Consider the following 15,538-nt stretch of genomic DNA (forward strand, 5'->3'; position numbering starts at 1 on the left):
GGTCGTTGTGGTAGGCGTGCCTGACCAGCATCTGCATGAGGATGGTCTCGAACCAGATGCCCGTCGCCATGGTGGAGGCGACCTCCAGGCGGGACAGCTCCTTGCGCTCTTCCTCGGTGAGCCGGTCCCACAGGTGGGTGCCGTAGAGGGATACGCGCTCGGGGCGCATGCCCCAGAGGTCCTTCAGTGGCGCGTCCCAGTCGATCTGGACCAGGGGGTCGTAGGAGGCCTTGGCCGATCCGCGCAGGAGACGCTTGGCGATGTCCTCGCGGTCGGTGGGCGCGACCTCAGGGGTTCGGGCTGCGGACATGGATCCCTCCCGAGGGTGTTCCGTGTCGGAGGCGCGCCGAACGAGGGGTTCGTCTGATGTGACCCTGTTCACTCCGTTTGGTTAAAACGTTACAATCTTCATTGACAACGTTCAATGGCGGGAAAGGATCGGAACACCGATGAGTACGGCTCTCACGGATCTCTAGGCTGGTCCCATGGCCGAATACCGTATTGACGAACTGGCCCGGCTCGCCGAGACGACGGTGCGCAACGTCCGGGTCTACCAGGACAGAGGGCTGCTCGCCCCACCCCGACGCCAAGGCCGCGTCGGAATCTACTCCGAGGCGCACCTGGCGCGCCTGCGGTTGATCGGCCAACTCCTCCGTCGCGGCTACACCTTCGCCAACATCGGAGAGATGTTCCAGGTATGGGAACGCGGCGGCGACCTGTCCGAGATCCTCGGCTTCGAGTCCGCCATCGGCGACGCCTGGAGCGACGAGATCGCCGACTACGTCGGGATCGGCGAACTGCGGGAGATCTTCGGCAAGGAGGTGACCCCGCGGACGATAAAGCGCGCCCTCGACCTGCGCCTGCTCGAACGCGACGGTCTGCGTTTCCGGATCCCCAGCCCGCGCCTGTTCCACGCCGGCGTCGAACTGGTCCGCCTGGGCATGAGCGTCTCCTCGGTGCTCGACATCGCGGAGAACCTGAGGGAGCACATCGGCGACGTCTCCGAGCACATGGTGCGGCTGGTCTCGGACCACATCATCCACGAGTACGCGCCGGGGACCGTCGTCCAGAGCGAGGACGTCGCCCAGATCGCCGAACTGGTCCGACGCGTGCGCCCCCTGGCGCAGCAGGCGGTCGACGCGGTCCTGGCCCAGGAGATGGCCCACCACCTCGCCAACGCCATGGGCGACCACTTCGCCGAGGCCATGGAGCACCTCGGAACGAGGGAGACGGACGGGGACGAGGGGCCCGCGGGCCCCGCCTGACCGGGAGGGCCCGAACGCCGCGAGCGACGTCCGGGCCCCGGAGGCCTCACCCCGAAGGACGGTCCTCGACCCGCACGGGGGACCCGCCCGTCTCGGAGGAGCGCTTCGTGACCACCGAGATCGGAAGCGACCCGGTGTGCCGTAGTTCGGCGAAGGAGCCGGCCGGTACGGCGGGAGCGTGGGGGAAGACCGGGTCGACCCTGCGGTACGCCTCGCCCTGGGGCGGTCGGGCGTCCTTCTCGCCCTTGTTCGGCCACAACGACATCGCCCGTTCGGCCTGCGCGGTGATCGTCAACGACGGGTTCACCCCCAGGTTGGCGGTGACCGCCGAACCGTCCACCACGTGCAGCCCCGGGTATCCGTACAGCCGGTGGTAGGGGTCGATCACCCCGGTGTCCGGGCCGTCCCCGATCGGGCAGCCGCCCAGGAAGTGCGCGGTCATCGGGATGTTGAACGGGTCCCCGATGGTGCCGCCGGGGTAGCCGTCGATCCGCTCGGCCAGCCGCGTGGCGGCCTCCTGGCCGGCGGGGATCCAGGTCGGGTTGGGCTCCCCGTGGCCCTGGCGCGAGGTGAGTCGTTTCCGGCCGCCGAACGGTCCACGCTTGACCGAGGTGGTCAACGAGTTGTCCAACGACTGCATCACCAGACCGATGATGATCCGCTCCGACCAGCGCCGGTTGGAGAGGCTGCGGGCGAACACGTACGGGTTGCGCGCGATCAGCCCCAGGTAGCGGAGCCAGCGCGGGATCCTCCCGCCGCCCGGGACCTGGATGGTGGTGAGCAGCCCCATCGCGTTGGAGCCCTTGCCGTAGCGCACCGGTTCGATGTGGGTGTTCTCGTCGGGGTGGATGGAGGAGGTGATGGCGACGCCGTGGGTGAGGTCCTCGGGCGGCGGCACCTGCTTGCTCATGGCCCCCACCAGCGCCTCGGAGTTGGTGCGGGTGAGGGTGCCCAACCTGGAGGACAGGCGCGGCAGCAGACCGTCGTCGCGCATCCGGTGCAGGAGGTCCTGCGTGTTGTAGGTGCCCGCGGCCACCACCACCTGACGGGCGGTGAACGTGCGGGCGTTCTCCCTCCGTCGCGGGGCGTCGGTGCGGAGGGTGTCGACGGCGAAACCGCCGCCCTCGGCGTCGGGGCGGACCCGGAGCCGTTCCACCGTGGTCAGGGGGTGGATCTCGGCGCCCCCGCGTTCGGCGAAGTACAGGTAGTTCTCGGTGAGGGTGTTCTTGGCGCCGTGCCGGCAGCCGGTCATGCACTCACCGCATTCGGTGCAGGCCCTGCGCTCGGGGCCCGCGCCGCCGAAGTAGGGGTCCCCCACGGACTCGCCGGGGGCGGCCTTGTTCCCCTCCCCGTCCCGTCCGTCGCCGAAGCACACGCCCACCGGGGTCAGCCGGAAGGTGTCACCGACGCCCATGTCCTCGGCGACCGCCTTCAGATGGACGTCGGAGGGGGTCATCGTGGGGTTGGTGCGCACGCCGAGCATGCGACGGGCCTGGTCGTAGAAGGGGGCCAGCTCCGTCTTCCAGTCGGTGATGTGCCGCCACTGGGGGTCTTCGAAGAAGGGGTCCATCGGGTGGTACAGGGTGTTCGCGTAGTTGAGCGAACCACCTCCCACCCCGGCCCCGGCCAGGATCATCACGTCGCGCAGCAGGTGGATGCGCTGGATCCCGTACATGCCGGCCTTCGGGGCCCAGAGGAAGTTCCTCAGGTCCCAGGAGGACGAGGGCAGGGTCTCGGGGGTGAAACGGCGTCCGGCCTCCAGGACACCGACGCGGTATCCCTTCTCGGTGAGGCGGAGCGCGCTCACCGATCCGCCGAACCCCGACCCGATCACGACGACGTCGTAGTCGAAGTCGTCGTCCGATGCGTATCGATCGGCGGGGGCCTCTGTGCTCTGAGGGGGCATGGAACTCGGCCTCTCTCCAGGTCGGAAGCGGTTGCCCGTAATGCGCCGGATACGAGTCCGCAACGATGAACTAGTCATCTGGAAATGTGACAACCAATATTGTAATGTTCGTCACTACCGCCGAGTAGGTGTGTTCCATATAACACACGTGGCGCGCGTCGGCGCAAGTCTCCTTCCCCCTCGTCGCCCCCAGGGGTGACGGAACCTCTGGAGGTACAGATGCCCAAGGCCCCGGAAGAGGTGCCGGAGGCGCCTCAAGACGCGTCCGGAACGAACGAAGGCCGAGGCGGTACCCGTTGGCGCAGGTTCGCCCTGGTCGCGGTCCCCGGTCTGGTGGCGGCGGCGGTGCTCGGCGGCATGACCACGCAGGGGTTGCTGGCCGCCTCCTTCGCGGTCTCCGGCGACAGCTTCAAGATGTCCGCCGACCGACTCTCCGGCACCGGGTTCAGCCAGTACGGGGACGTCGCCTCCTCGGTCGACGGCTCCGCCCGGCCGGTGGGACTCTCCACCGTCGACTCCGCCGAACTCGAGAACCTGTGCATGTCCTCTCTGTGGGACCTGCCCATCGGGGAGGCGACCCTGGTCATCACCGCCGGTGCCGACACCCCGGTCGAGGGCACCTCGATGGTCATCGACATCGAACAGCTCCAGGGCAACGCCGAGTTCGGCGCCATCGAGATCGGCCGTGACGCCAGCACACTGGACAAGGCCGACGGAGGTCAGGGGCCGGCCGGGGGCTTCGGACTCCAGGCCGACACCATCACCGTCTCCGAGATGGAGATGACCTCTTGGGCGGTCAGTTCCGGCTCCCTGCGGCTGAGCGGGCTCGGACTGGCGATCCGCCCCGGCAACCACGAGTGCTTCTGATCCCATGGCCCAAGCGATGACCCTCTTCCGGGCGGGGCGGGAGCGGTTCCGCGACTGGCGGCGCACACGGCCGTTCTGGGGCGGACTCCTCCTCGTCGTGGCCGGAATCGAGCTGCTGGTCGCCCCCGCCGCCCAGAGTCTGATCCTGCCGATCGACCTGATCGTCTACGCCGGTGTCGCCGGAGTCTCCGGCACCCTCATCGGCTTCCTGCTGATCGCGCTCGGTGTGCTGAGCTGGCTGCAACCGGCCCAGAACGTCTTCTTCGGCCTGGTCGGGGTCATGCTCTCCCTGGCCTCCTTCGTCACCTCCAACTTCGGCGGCTTCGTCATCGGCATGCTGGTCGGCATCGTCGGCGGGGCGCTCGTGTTCGCCTGGGGGCCCAAGGCCCTCGACCAGCGCCGAGCACGCCGCGCGAGGAAGGGGGAGACCTCGGAACGGCCCGAAGAGGAGGACGAGGACACACGGGACGTCGAGGACACCGGCACCGACGTCCCCGAACCCGCGGAGGGGGCCCCCGATACCCCTGCCTCCGAGCCTTCGGTCGACGGTCCGGGGCGGGGGGCCCGCCCCCTGGCCGCGCTGGCGCTTCCCCTGGCCGTCGCGGTCGCCCTCACCGCCGCCCCCACGTCCTCAGCGGGCTGGCCCTGGGACTGGCTGTTCCCCGGGGACGGAGACGAGAGTTCGGAGGAGGAGCCCGAACGGGATCCCTCTCCCGAACCCTCCGACGGGGCCTCCGTGCCTCCCGAACGACCCGACCCCGGAGAGGGCGACGGTGACGAGGAGGAAGAGGAGGAGAAGGAGGACGACGGGCGCGAGGAGGACGAGGAGACCGACGAGGAGGAAGAGGACGCGGCTCCGGAGGACTGTGACCTGCGGGTCGGGGATTCCGCCGTCGTCGAGGACGAGGACGACTTCCTCGAAGCGGTCATGGCCTGTCGGGCCGCGGAGGAGGCGGGGGACTACCCCGAGGTCATGGTCGACTCCGACTACGACTGTTTCCGAGGGTCGGTCCGTGACTCCGGGCTGACCGCCGACAGCCTCGCCATGTTCGGTGCCCGCTACGAGGGAGTGGTCGAATGCCCCACCGCCGACGGGCCGCGCCGCTACATCCGGATCACGATGAGCAGCACCGTCCTCGAAGGCGGCGAGCTGTGGTTCGACGACGCCGGAAGCCGCAGGTCGCTGGGGTTGCCCACGATGAACCTCGACGGCGACGTCGAACTGCACGTCACGAGCATGCACGTCCGCATTCTGGGGATCCCGCTGACCTTCACCCCGGACTTCCCGCCGCCCCTGCTGTTGCCGATCATGTACGTCACCGACGTCGACGTCGGTGACCCGATGGCCTCGACCGATCTCATGACCATCCCGGGTCTGGACGGTCGGTACGGCGGAGGAACCTGACAGGACGGGAGAGGGGGCACCGCGTCACGCGGTGCCCCCCGTCCGTCGGAACGCCCCGGGGACGTTCTCGGAACGATCAGATCTCGTCGCCGGTGATCAACCTGCTGGGGCGGCCCACGTGGGACACGTACAGAGCGTCTCGGGCACGGGTGCAGGCCACGAACAGCAGTGTCCGCTCCTGCTGGACGACGTGCTCCAACGCGACGGGGTCGCCCTCGGCCGCCTCGATGGCCGCCTTGGGAGGCAAGAGGTGATCACTGACCCCGACCAGGGCCACGCATCGGAACTCCTGCCCCTTCATCCGGTGCATCGTGCCGACCCGGACCGCCTCCGACCGTCCGGCGCCCTCCAGAGGCGAGGTGGGAACGCCCCTGGCCTCCAACTCCTTGGCGACCTCGCGCGCCACCCAGTGATTGCGTCCGGCCACCGCGATCTCTCCGGGCAGTACCCCGGCCGCCAGCCACACCTCGACCCACTCGCCCAGGGCACGGAGCTCCTCGGCCCGGTTGTCGCAGCCCCGCACCACGGGCTCGGGGCCGTGCAGTGAGGAGCGGAGCCCGGCGAGGGTGTCGGCGTTGTCGTCCATTCCCAGAGCCGCCCGCCGCCCCAGGATCGGAAGGCTCCAATCCAGGATCTCCTGCGTCACCCGGTAACCGACCCGGAGCCGGTGACCGCGTCCGCGCACATTGATACCGAGCGAGGCCAACGAGACCCGGTTGTCGGAGACCCGCTGGTTCGGGTCGCCCACGATGAACAGATCGTCCGGCCCCTCGGGGACGGCCGCGCGCAGCATCCGCCACTGGGCCGGGTGCAGGTCCTGGGACTCGTCGACCACCACGTGGCGGTACAACGGGCCGGAACGTTCGAGCAACCGCGCGGCCTCGGCGGCCAGCTGCGGGTAGGCCCACAGGCCCTCCACCCGCATCGCCCCCACATAGCGTCGGATCGTCTCCCAGACCTGACGCCGGTGTTCGGGGGCCAGGTGCTGGATACGACCGCTGCGTTCACAACGGATGTAGTCGACCGGCGACTCCAATCCCTTGGCCAGCACGACCTGTTCCCACTCGTCCACGAGGAACCGGCCGGAGAAGGGCAGACCGTCGGCCAGGGCGACCGCGCGCCAACGCTGCGCGAGCTCGTCGCCGTCGATCATCCGGGGCGCCATGCCGCTGTGCGACTGGACGACGGAACGGGCCAGTCCGTCGATGGTGACGACCCGCACCCGGGCGCGGGCTCCGGGAGAGGTCAGGAGCCGGTCGAGCCGGTCGGAGAGGGTCTGGGCCAGAGCCCGGTTGTAGGTGGTGAGCAGGACCGACTCCCGGTTCCGTTCGGGGTGGGCCTCGGCGTCCATCTCGGCCAGGTACGCGGCTCGATAGAGGGCCAGTACGGTCTTGCCGGTCCCGGGCCCGCCCGTGACCTGGACGGAGCCCTTGAACTCCCCCTCGGCCAGACGGTGCTGGTCGGGGTGGAGGGTGATCCGCCACTGGTCGAAGGGGGCGGTGAGGGCGCCGGAGAGCTCGGGAGGGCCGGAGGGGGCCAGATCGGCCGGGCCGACGCCGGCCGCGGAGGGCGGGTTCGTCAGGGCCTCCGGACGCAGGTCGCGGGCGTAGCGGAGGGCTTCGTCGCGCGGGCGCACGGTGAGGAGTCGATAGTCCGGCCCCTCCTCTTCGGCGTCCTCCCGTTCGTGGAGGTCCGCCTCCTGTTCGGAGCGGGGGTCGGGAACGATGACGCCGGACCAGTCGGGGGCGATGTCGACGACCCTGACACGAGGGTCGGCGGCGCCCGCGACCGATTCCAGGTCGGGGTGCTCGCCGGCCTGGTAGGCGCGCATCACGTCCAGCGTGCCGAGCTGGACGTCCGGCGTGAGACGGGCGAAATCGCTGAGAAACGTCGGGGCGATCGCAAGGGCGGACACGTCGTGGTTTCCTCCGGTCTTCGACCTGATGATGGCTCTGTCGGACGGTCGGATCGGACGGGTGTCGTGCGAGGGGAGATCGCTCGGGCGACCGTTCGCTTTCACTGTGAACATGCTCGCCGGGGAATTTGGGCAAACGCCCTTAACCGGGCGATCACGGGCAGATTCCGGGAACCCTTGGGGTGCGGTGTTTTCGCAGATCAAAGGATGTTTTACGGAGAGGTGTTCGAAGATTTGCGATGAGGCTTCGAAGGGTCTTCGGAGGCGGCTCGTCGACCTGCGTCTTTGTGGGGGGCTTCTTGGTCCGAAACATGGTTAATGTGCCGTCCGAAATCTGGTTCTCCAAGGCGTGAAGGGCCGCCCTCGAGTGGTCTTCACAGTGGGATGAGGGGTGGTGGTCGGCTCGGAGGCCTCGACCGAAACCCGGTGCGGGTGACGTCGAGGTTCCGGCCTCCCGGAAGGTCGCTCTCTGGCCGGATGAGGACACGCTCTGTGCAGACGGCGCACGGTGCGAGATCGTTGATCCACCCGGGGAGGGGATCTCCTGTGGTCGAGGACGCTGCCGGGGCCCGTCCTGCCTCGGCAGCGTCCTCGACCACTCCAGGGAAGCGACGCCCCGTCCCGCCCCCTCCGAAGCGGGGCGGGGCGGTGCCCCGGTGAGAGGCTCGCCGCTCCGTTCGTTCCTCATGCTCTACCGTGGGTCTGACAAAACGGGTGGAAGGAACGGTGCGCGCACGTGGCCCCCAACGACATGAGCAGGATGCGGATCTCGGACGCGGAACGCGACCAGGTCGCCGAGATCCTGAGGGAGGCGGCCGGCGAAGGGCGTCTGGACCTCGACGAACTGGACGAACGGCTCAACGCCGTCTACGCGGCCAAGACCTACGCCGACCTCGAACCCATCGTGGCCGACCTCCCCACCGGGGCCACGGGACCGATCGTGGGGACCTCCCCGGCGGTGCCCGCCCACGGGGCCGTGGTCGGCGGCGGACCGCCCCTGGTGCTCCAGGCCAAGGGCCAGCCGATGGTCCGTAAGGGCGAATGGACCGTGCCGCACCGTATCGAGGTGGACGGCCGCTTCGGTTCCATCCGCCTCGACTTCCGAGAGGCCCTCATCTCCACCCCCGTGGTGGAGGTCCACCTGGACGCCTCCTGGGGCGGGGCCGACCTGATCCTTCCCGAGACCGCCACCGCCGAGGTCGACGTCGACTCCTCATGGTTCGGCAGTCTGCGTTCGGACGTGGACTCCATCCGTCGGGCCGGCGTCACCCACTTCGTCATCACCGGGGCCTGCCAGGGCGGAAGCCTTCGAGTGCGCCACAAGAGTGCCAAGGGCTGGGGCGGCCTCTTCGGCTGACGCCTCCTCGCGGGGTCCCCGCGCCGGTCTCCGTACGCCATGATGGTGGGATCCACGGCACGGGAGGACGGCAGGGTTGCTCACCACGATGATGATCACCGGCGTGGGAGTGTGCGCCCTGGCGCTGGCCCCCCTCGCCTGGACCCGCCTGGCCGCCGCGGGCCGCCGTTCCGACGTCGAACGTGTGGCGCACCGTCCCGTCGCCGTCGTCCTGGGCGCCGCGGCCTGGCCCGAAGGGCCCTCGCCCCTGCTCGCCCGGCGGCTCGACCTGGCCGTGGCCCTCATGGAACGGGGGCGCGTCGACCGGATCCTGGTCTCGGGCGACAACCGCGAGGTCTCCAACCGGGAGACCGACACCATGACCCGGTACCTCGTCGAACGCGGAGTCCCCGCGGACCGCGTCGAGGCGGACCCCTGGGGATACCGGACCTGGGACACCTGCACCAGAGTGGGACGCTGGTACGGAGTGGACGCCGCCGTCATGGTCACCCAGTCGTTCCACCTGCCGAGGACCATCGCCCTGGCCCGCGCCGCCGGAATCGACGCCCTGGGGGTCGGGGACTCGAGCATGGGCGCCCGCCGACGCTCCACCCTCATCGGCTACCTGCGCGAGATCCCCGCGGCGGCCAAGGCCCTGCGCGACGCCCTGACCCGACCGGACCCCCTGCGGAGCGGACGCCCCGACCCCACCGACATCTGATCGGTCCGCCGTGTGAACCCCGCCCCTTCGATACGCGCACCCCTTCCGAGCCGGGATAATCGGCGTATGAACGCGACCACGGGAAACGAAGAACACGACCACGCCGCCGAGGTCGACTGGGCCTCCCTCGCGCCCGAGGGCGGAGAACGCATCCCCGAGCTGCTCGAAACGGCCGCGACCAGCGATGGCGCGCTGTCCGACCTCCACGACATCATCCGCTTCCCCGCCCCCGGCCACCGTGCCGCGCCCAAGGTCGTCGACCGCCTCGTCGACCTCGCGGTCTCCCCGGAGACCTCCGACATGGACCGGTGGCGTCCCCTCAGCCTCCTGCTGGAACTGGTCGCCGCGCACCCGGAGGACCGTCTTCCCCGGACCACCGACCTCGCTCAGTGGCGTGACGAGGTGGCCTGGGCCTCCTCCAACGACCTGGAGAAGGTGCGCGCCCAGTACCGGACCTGGAGCGAGGAGGCACCCGACGAACAGCACCACCACCGCATGCGCAACCGTCTCGCGGTGCTGGAGGCCGACGACGGCGTCGCCCTCCTCCAGGCCGAACTGGACACCTACGAGGCCGTGCTCGCCCGCGTCCCCGACCTGGTCGCCCTCCTGCACGACGACAGGAACCGCAGCGGGATGGACCGGGCGGGGGAGTGGGTGAGCTACCTGCTCGCCTTCCTGCCCACCGAGTCCGAGCGCATCGTCTCCGAGATCACCTCGGCCTCCCAGGTCCTGCTCGCCAAGGACCTGCGCCCCACCCCGGGCGCCTCCGCGACCTCGGTGAGCGAGGCCATCAGGCAGGCCGCGCTCGGCAGCGGCGGAGAGCCCCTGCCCGCCGAACTGTTCGCCCTCGGTCTGCTCGGCGACCCCACCGACGTCGACCTCACCGTGGGCCTGACCCATCAGATGGCCGGCGGGAACCTCTACAACTCCTTCGCCGCCTCCGTCGCCCTGGTCCTCATCCACGGAGAGAACACCCCGCGCGAGGGGCTGCGCCGGATCGGGCGGGGCGGCGGCACCTCCATGGGCTACGAGGGCCTCTTCAACGAGTCCTGGCCGCACTGCGGTAACCGTTCGCCCCAGGTCCTGGGCCTCCTGGCGCTGGGGAGGGCCGGAGACCGCTCCCGCCGCCTGCGTCTCGACATCCTGCCCGACCTGCTCAAGAGCGACGAGGAGTCCCGCGCCCTGGTCGCCGGGGTCGGCCTCGAACTGGTCCTCGGCCCCCGATCCAAGGAGCGCACGCTCGAAGAGCACACCCGCGCCGACTACGACGAGGAGACCCTCAAGGTCCTGTGGGCCATCGGAGAACTCCCCGACGACGCCTGGGAGGACGAGGAGTTCACCGCGACCCTGGCGGCCTGGGCGTTCCCCGAGAACGCCGAGGAGTACCGCGCCCTGGTCGGCGTGGAGCCCGACGACGAGCCCGAGCCCGAGGCCCCTCAGAGCCCCGCGCAGGCCGCGCCCGCCCCCGGCGGACTGTTCGGAAGGCTCTTCGGCGGACGCTAGAAGGTGGTGCCCGGTCGGGTGTCCGTAGCGGCCTCGGCCGGGACGGGCACCCGATCAGCCGCGGTCCGCCCCCTCGGCCTCGTCGGCTTCGGCGAGGGCCTCGTCCACACCGGGCTCGTAGTCGCCCAGGAACCGCGGATCGGGGCGGAAGAGGATCTTGCCCAGCGCCGAGACCGCCGCCGGGACCTCGCGCGCCCACCCGTACACCGTGGCCGTCGTGCGCTCGCGCATGCTGTCGTCGCCCACCCCGACGGCGTCGATCCCCGCGGCCCGGCACAGTCGCACACTCCGTGACAGGTGGAACTCCTGGGTCAGCACGACGGCCTCCTCCACCCCGAACACCTCACGGGCCCGTACACACGAGTCCCACGTGTTGAACCCGGCGTGATCTCCCACGATCCGCTCCGGCGGGACCCCCGCGGCGATCAGGTGGTCGCGCATGGTGTCGGTCTCGTTGTAGTGCTCCTCACCGTTGTCCCCGGTGACCAGGACCGCCCGGATCCGCCCCGCCTCGTACAACTCGACCGCCAGTTCCAGCCGCTGGGCCAGCAGATGACTGGGAAGACCGTCGGGGCGCACCCCGGCGCCCAGCACCACGCCGACCGGGCGTTCGGGCACGTCGTCGACCGTGTACCGGTACTCCGCGGTGGCGGCCGTCTGCCACAGGAACGGCGCGCACCCCAGAAGGACCAGGACCGAGACCGACCAGAGCAGGATCCGGTGGCGCGGCGTGGGCCCTCTTCCGCTCCGGGAGGCCTCGTCGTCGGGATCGGGAGAGGAGGGTTCGGAGGTCTTCACACCAGGGGAGACGCGTGGGGCGGCGCCGGGGTTCCCGATCGGGCCGGGGCGGGCGGCCGGGCCCCGATAAGGGTTTTCCCTCCGGGAAAGGCCCGGGTTAGGGTCACCGCATGTCCGAACGAATCCATCCGGAACTCCCCCCGAGGTTGAGGGCCATCGCGGAACTGCTTCCCGACGCCATGCGCGGGCACGCGGGGCTGCACGAGTACGACGGCACGGCCGCGGACCTGTCCCCCGAAGGTGTCCGCGCCCATCTGGAACGTCTGGGCGGCGACCCCCTCGAGGACCCGCACGACGAGGCCCACCTGACCGCCTTCGAGAACGGTCTCCGCTACGAACTGGGGGAACTCCAGTCGCATCGGGACAACCCGCTCGTCCACATCGGTGGGATGGACCTGTCCGACTACGAACGCGAGTACGCCCCGGCCGCCGAGAGGGACGCGGCGCGGATCGCCCACCTGCGCCTATGGCCCCGTCTGGTCGATCACGCGATCGCCTCCCTGGACCGCGTCGGCGCTCCGACCGCGAAGTCCCTGCTCGGAGCGGCCCGGGGGCTCTCCGGCTCCCTGCCCGACGAGATGCCCGAGGACGTGCGCCGTGACGCCCTCGCCGCCCACGCGCGCCTGGTGGCACACCTGGAGCACGCCGCGGAGCACGGCCCGGAGGACGTCTCCCTGGGCGGCGAGGCCCTCGCCCGCCTGATGGGGACGCCCGAGGCGATGGAGGTCGACCTGACCGACCTCGCCGCGCGCGCCGACGCCGAACGCGACCGTCTGCGCGCCCTCCTGGCCGAGGCCACCGGCCGCCTGGCACCCGGTCGGGAGCCGCTGGAGGTCGCCCGCGAGCTGACCCGGGATCACCCCGACACCGAGGGTGTCCTGGAATCCGCGCGACGCTGGACCGAACTCTGCCTGGAGTTCACCGCCGAACGCGGGTTGGCGCCCTACAGCGACGGCGAGTGCCGGGTGGACGTGCCCCCGCCGGCCCAGCGCTGGGCGACCGCGATGATGGCCTGGTCCGGGCCGTGGGAGAGGGACACCCCCTCCTTCTACTACGTGAACCCGCCGGACCCGGAGTGGTCCGAGCAGGAGGCCGACGAGTGGCTGGAGATGTTCAGCCACACCACGCTGCCCGCCGTGAGCGTGCACGAGGTGGCCCCCGGCCACTACTCGCACGGACGGGCCCTGCGTCGACTCCAGAGCCCGGTCCGACGGGCCCTGCCCTCCATGTCGTTCGTCGAAGGATGGGCGCACTATGTGGAGGAGGTGTGCGTCGAAGAGGGGTTCGGCGAGTACGCCGCCGAGCGTTTGGGCGACCCCGACTGGACCGCCGACCACTTCGAGATCGGTGTGTGGTTGGAGGCGCTCATCCGGGTCACCCGTCTGGCGGTCGCCATCGGCGTGCACTCCGGCTCGATGACGGTGGAGGAGGCCACCACGCGTTTCGTCGAGGACACGCCCCTCCAGGGACCGGCCGCGCTGGCCGAGGCCCAGAGGGCCACCTTCGACCCCACCTACGGTCGCTACACCTGGGGCAAGCTGGAGATCCTGGCGCTGCGCGAACGGGCCCGGGAACGGTGGGGGAGCGGATTCTCCCTCCAGCGGTTCCACCGTGAGCTCCTGGCGCTGGGCGCGCCTCCGCTCGGTCTGATCGACGCGATCCTGGACGACTGACCCGACCGGGCCCGCGCGCCCTCGGCACGCGGGCCCGACGGTCAGATACCGAGTTCGCCCAAGGCCACCCGGACCCGTCCACGTGCCACGTCCAGGGCGGACGCCGCCCGTTCGGCGTCGACCCCGGCCAGCAACGACACCAGGGCCACCCGGGTGTCGCCCTCGGCCGCGTTCAACGCCTCGGCGCAGGCCTCCTCGGACAGGCCGGTGGCCTCGACCAGGATCGTCACCACGCGTCCTCGCAGCTTGCCGTTGGTGGCGTCCACCCCGACCATCAGGTTGGAGTAGGTCCGACCCATCCGCACCATCACGGCGGTGGAAAAGGAGTTCAGCAACAGTTTCTGCGCCGTGCCGGCCTTCATCCGGGTCGATCCCGCGATCACCTCGGCGCCCGTGGAGACACCCACGTGCACGTCGGCGGAGGAGGCCAGTGGCGCGTCCGGGTTGGCGCTGATCAGCACGGTCGCGCACGACCTCTCCCGCGCCGCCTCCAGAGCGCCCCCCACGTACGGGGTGCGGCCGCTGGCGGCCAGACCGACCACCAGGGAGCCCTCCGGCACCTCGGCCGCGTCGGCCCGCCCCGCCTCCCGGCTGTCCTCGACCCCCTCCAGGGCCTTGGTCAAGGCGTCGCCGCCGCCCGCGTGGTGGGCCACGACCCACTCGGGAGGGACCCCGTAGGTGGGCGGCAGCTCCGCGGCGTCCTGGGCCGCGATCCGCCCCGAGGTGCCGGCCCCGAAGTAGTGGATGGCGGCGCCCGACTCCAGCGCCTTCACCCCCAGCTCCACGGCCTCGGCCAGTTCGGGCAGGACCGCGCCCACGGCCGCCGCGACCGTGGTGTCCTCGGCGTTGATCTGTCGCAGGATCTCCAGAGCCGAGAGCAGGTCGATGTCGTAGGTGCCCGAGTTCCGGGCCTCCGTGGGAGACCGCACGATCACGGCCTCGTCTCCTCCCGGTCCGGTCCGGTCCGGTCGCTGTCCGTCACTACCGCCGCGCACTGGGGTCTCCTGTTCGGTCCGCACCCGGGCTCGTCCTTCCATCCGGTGGCGTCGGCCCCGGGCCCGGAGGGGTTCCGGGAGAGGCCGACGCGGGTCGAGGGTCAGTCGTCGTTGCCGGTGGGGTTCTCGGTCTTCTTATCGGGGGTCTCGTTCCGGCGACGTCTGCGGTCCTCGTGCATTCTCAGGCCGCGCACCGCCTCGTACGTGGTCTCCAGGGCCGTGCGACTGTCCGTGTAGCGGATCTGGGCCAGACCCACGAACAGGCAGTCCACCACCGTCAACTGGGCCAGCCGGGAGGCGGTGGCGCCCGAGCGGAACATGGTCTCGCGCGCCGCCGTGGTCAGGACGTGGTCGGCGAAGCCGATGGGGGAGCGGGGGAAGTTGGTGATCGCGACGGTCCGGGCGCCCCTGCGTCCGGCCTCGGTGAGCGCCTGGACGGTATCGATGGTGGTGCCGCTGTGCGAGATGCCGATCGCCACGTCGCTCTCCTCCAGGAGCGCGGCACTGGTCAACATCACGTGCGCGTCCGACCAGGCGAACGACGTCAGACCGATCCGGTGCAGCTTCTGCTGGAGGTCGGCCCCCACGAACGCGCTGGCGCCCACGCCGTACACGTCGATGCGTCGGGCGTTGGCCAGCGCGTCGATGACCGTGCGCAGGACCTCCACGTCCAGGGCGGCCCCGGTCTCCTCCACGGCGCGGGCGTCGGTGTAGGCGATCTTCTGGACGACGGTGACCAGGGTGTCGTCGGGGTTGATGTCGCCGGCGAGCTCGGGGATGTTGGTCCGGGCGCCCCGGGCCTGCCCGGCCTCGGTGGCCAGGGCCAGCCGCAGTTCGCGGTATCCGCTGAAGTCGATGGTGCGGCAGAAGCGGATGACGGTGGCCTCGGAGGTGGCGCAGTCCTTGGCGAGTTGGGTGATGGAGGAGGCGGCCGCGCGTTCGGGGTCGTCGATGACCCGCTGGGCCACCCGCTGTTCCGCGGGGGCGAGCGAGGGGAGCAGCGACCGGATCCTCAGCACCGTGGTCGGGGCCGGTGGCGCGGGGGCCTCCCCCCGGCTCGGTCGTTCGCCCATCGGTTTCGGGATTTGCGCCATGGATGAAAGTTTCTTTCGGTCAAGGGTCAGAGTCAACGCGCTGACGGGAAAAACCGGGAG

At 70.5% G+C, this 15,538-nt stretch carries 13 protein-coding genes; 7 read left to right on the forward strand and 6 right to left on the reverse strand.

Annotation, left to right across the window (positions count from 1 at the left end; genetic code table 11):
* Nucleotides 1–310 (reverse strand): diiron oxygenase (locus D451_RS0118820; RefSeq protein ID WP_017535573.1); only part of this gene is annotated, 310 nt, incomplete at its 3' end.
* A gap of 175 nt (nucleotides 311–485) precedes the next feature.
* Here D451_RS0118820 and D451_RS0118825 point away from each other — a divergent pair.
* Nucleotides 486–1,265: a MerR family transcriptional regulator gene (locus tag D451_RS0118825; protein ID WP_017535574.1), complete on the forward strand. Its 780-nt coding sequence runs from the start codon at nucleotides 486–488 to the stop codon at nucleotides 1,263–1,265.
* Nucleotides 1,266–1,311: 46 nt separating this feature from the next.
* On the opposite strand, the gene D451_RS0118830 is transcribed toward D451_RS0118825, so the two are convergent.
* Nucleotides 1,312–3,171: a GMC oxidoreductase gene (locus tag D451_RS0118830; protein ID WP_014911099.1), complete on the reverse strand. Its 1,860-nt coding sequence runs from the start codon at nucleotides 3,169–3,171 to the stop codon at nucleotides 1,312–1,314.
* A 219-nt stretch (nucleotides 3,172–3,390) separates the two neighbouring features.
* Between D451_RS0118830 and D451_RS0118835 the strand changes: the two genes are divergently transcribed.
* Entirely contained in the window at nucleotides 3,391–4,038 is a 648-nt protein-coding gene (locus tag D451_RS0118835; RefSeq protein ID WP_014908940.1) for a DUF6230 family protein, read from the forward strand.
* A gap of 4 nt (nucleotides 4,039–4,042) precedes the next feature.
* The gene (locus D451_RS0118840; RefSeq protein WP_017535575.1) at nucleotides 4,043–5,443 is read left to right on the forward strand and encodes a DUF6114 domain-containing protein; all 1,401 of its coding nucleotides are present in this window, start codon (nucleotides 4,043–4,045) and stop codon (nucleotides 5,441–5,443) included.
* 76 nt (nucleotides 5,444–5,519) lie between these two features.
* Here D451_RS0118840 and D451_RS0118845 read toward each other — a convergent pair whose 3' ends face one another.
* Nucleotides 5,520–7,358, reverse strand: a complete 1,839-nt coding sequence (locus tag D451_RS0118845) for a UvrD-helicase domain-containing protein (RefSeq protein ID WP_026125182.1) — start codon at nucleotides 7,356–7,358, stop codon at nucleotides 5,520–5,522.
* Nucleotides 7,359–8,094: 736 nt separating this feature from the next.
* On the opposite strand from D451_RS0118845, the gene D451_RS0118850 reads away from it, so the two are divergent.
* The 3 genes from D451_RS0118850 (at nucleotide 8,095) to D451_RS0118860 (ending at nucleotide 10,918) form a co-directional block, all read left to right on the forward strand.
* The gene (locus D451_RS0118850) at nucleotides 8,095–8,715 is read left to right on the forward strand and encodes a DUF1707 SHOCT-like domain-containing protein (RefSeq protein WP_014913309.1); all 621 of its coding nucleotides are present in this window, start codon (nucleotides 8,095–8,097) and stop codon (nucleotides 8,713–8,715) included.
* An 88-nt stretch (nucleotides 8,716–8,803) separates the two neighbouring features.
* Nucleotides 8,804–9,415, forward strand: coding sequence for a SanA/YdcF family protein (locus tag D451_RS0118855; RefSeq protein ID WP_394296801.1), 612 nt, complete (start codon nucleotides 8,804–8,806; stop codon nucleotides 9,413–9,415).
* Between the two features lie 66 nt (nucleotides 9,416–9,481).
* Nucleotides 9,482–10,918, forward strand: coding sequence for a hypothetical protein (locus D451_RS0118860; protein ID WP_017535578.1), 1,437 nt, complete (start codon nucleotides 9,482–9,484; stop codon nucleotides 10,916–10,918).
* A 54-nt stretch (nucleotides 10,919–10,972) separates the two neighbouring features.
* Here D451_RS0118860 and D451_RS0118865 read toward each other — a convergent pair whose 3' ends face one another.
* Nucleotides 10,973–11,716 (reverse strand): SanA/YdcF family protein, encoded by a 744-nt coding sequence (locus D451_RS0118865; RefSeq protein ID WP_017535579.1) that lies wholly within the window; start codon nucleotides 11,714–11,716, stop codon nucleotides 10,973–10,975.
* 110 nt (nucleotides 11,717–11,826) lie between these two features.
* Here D451_RS0118865 and D451_RS0118870 point away from each other — a divergent pair, with 110 nt between their 5' ends.
* Nucleotides 11,827–13,389, forward strand: coding sequence for a DUF885 family protein (locus tag D451_RS0118870; RefSeq protein ID WP_017535580.1), 1,563 nt, complete (start codon nucleotides 11,827–11,829; stop codon nucleotides 13,387–13,389).
* A 41-nt stretch (nucleotides 13,390–13,430) separates the two neighbouring features.
* On the opposite strand, the gene D451_RS0118875 is transcribed toward D451_RS0118870, so the two are convergent.
* Nucleotides 13,431–14,408 carry an N-acetylmuramic acid 6-phosphate etherase gene (locus D451_RS0118875; protein ID WP_014909215.1) on the reverse strand — a complete coding sequence of 326 codons (978 nt, stop codon included), beginning with the start codon at nucleotides 14,406–14,408 and terminating at the stop codon, nucleotides 13,431–13,433.
* A gap of 77 nt (nucleotides 14,409–14,485) precedes the next feature.
* Entirely contained in the window at nucleotides 14,486–15,478 is a 993-nt protein-coding gene (locus D451_RS0118880; protein ID WP_026125183.1) for a MurR/RpiR family transcriptional regulator, read from the reverse strand.
* Nucleotides 15,479–15,538 lie beyond the last annotated feature (60 nt).

The sequence above is a fragment of the Nocardiopsis alba DSM 43377 genome (genome assembly GCF_000341225.1).
Lineage (GTDB): Bacteria > Actinomycetota > Actinomycetes > Streptosporangiales > Streptosporangiaceae > Nocardiopsis > Nocardiopsis alba.

Coding starts and splice junctions, on each gene's coding strand:
- D451_RS0118825 (WP_017535574.1), top strand. CDS start 486: ATGGCCGAATACCGTATTGACGAACTGGCCCGGCTCGCCGAGACGACG.
- D451_RS0118830 (WP_014911099.1), bottom strand. CDS start 3,171: ATGCCCCCTCAGAGCACAGAGGCCCCCGCCGATCGATACGCATCGGAC.
- D451_RS0118835 (WP_014908940.1), top strand. CDS start 3,391: ATGCCCAAGGCCCCGGAAGAGGTGCCGGAGGCGCCTCAAGACGCGTCC.
- D451_RS0118840 (WP_017535575.1), top strand. CDS start 4,043: ATGGCCCAAGCGATGACCCTCTTCCGGGCGGGGCGGGAGCGGTTCCGC.
- D451_RS0118855 (WP_394296801.1), top strand. CDS start 8,804: ATGATGATCACCGGCGTGGGAGTGTGCGCCCTGGCGCTGGCCCCCCTC.
- D451_RS0118860 (WP_017535578.1), top strand. CDS start 9,482: ATGAACGCGACCACGGGAAACGAAGAACACGACCACGCCGCCGAGGTC.
- D451_RS0118870 (WP_017535580.1), top strand. CDS start 11,827: ATGTCCGAACGAATCCATCCGGAACTCCCCCCGAGGTTGAGGGCCATC.
- D451_RS0118880 (WP_026125183.1), bottom strand. CDS start 15,478: ATGGCGCAAATCCCGAAACCGATGGGCGAACGACCGAGCCGGGGGGAG.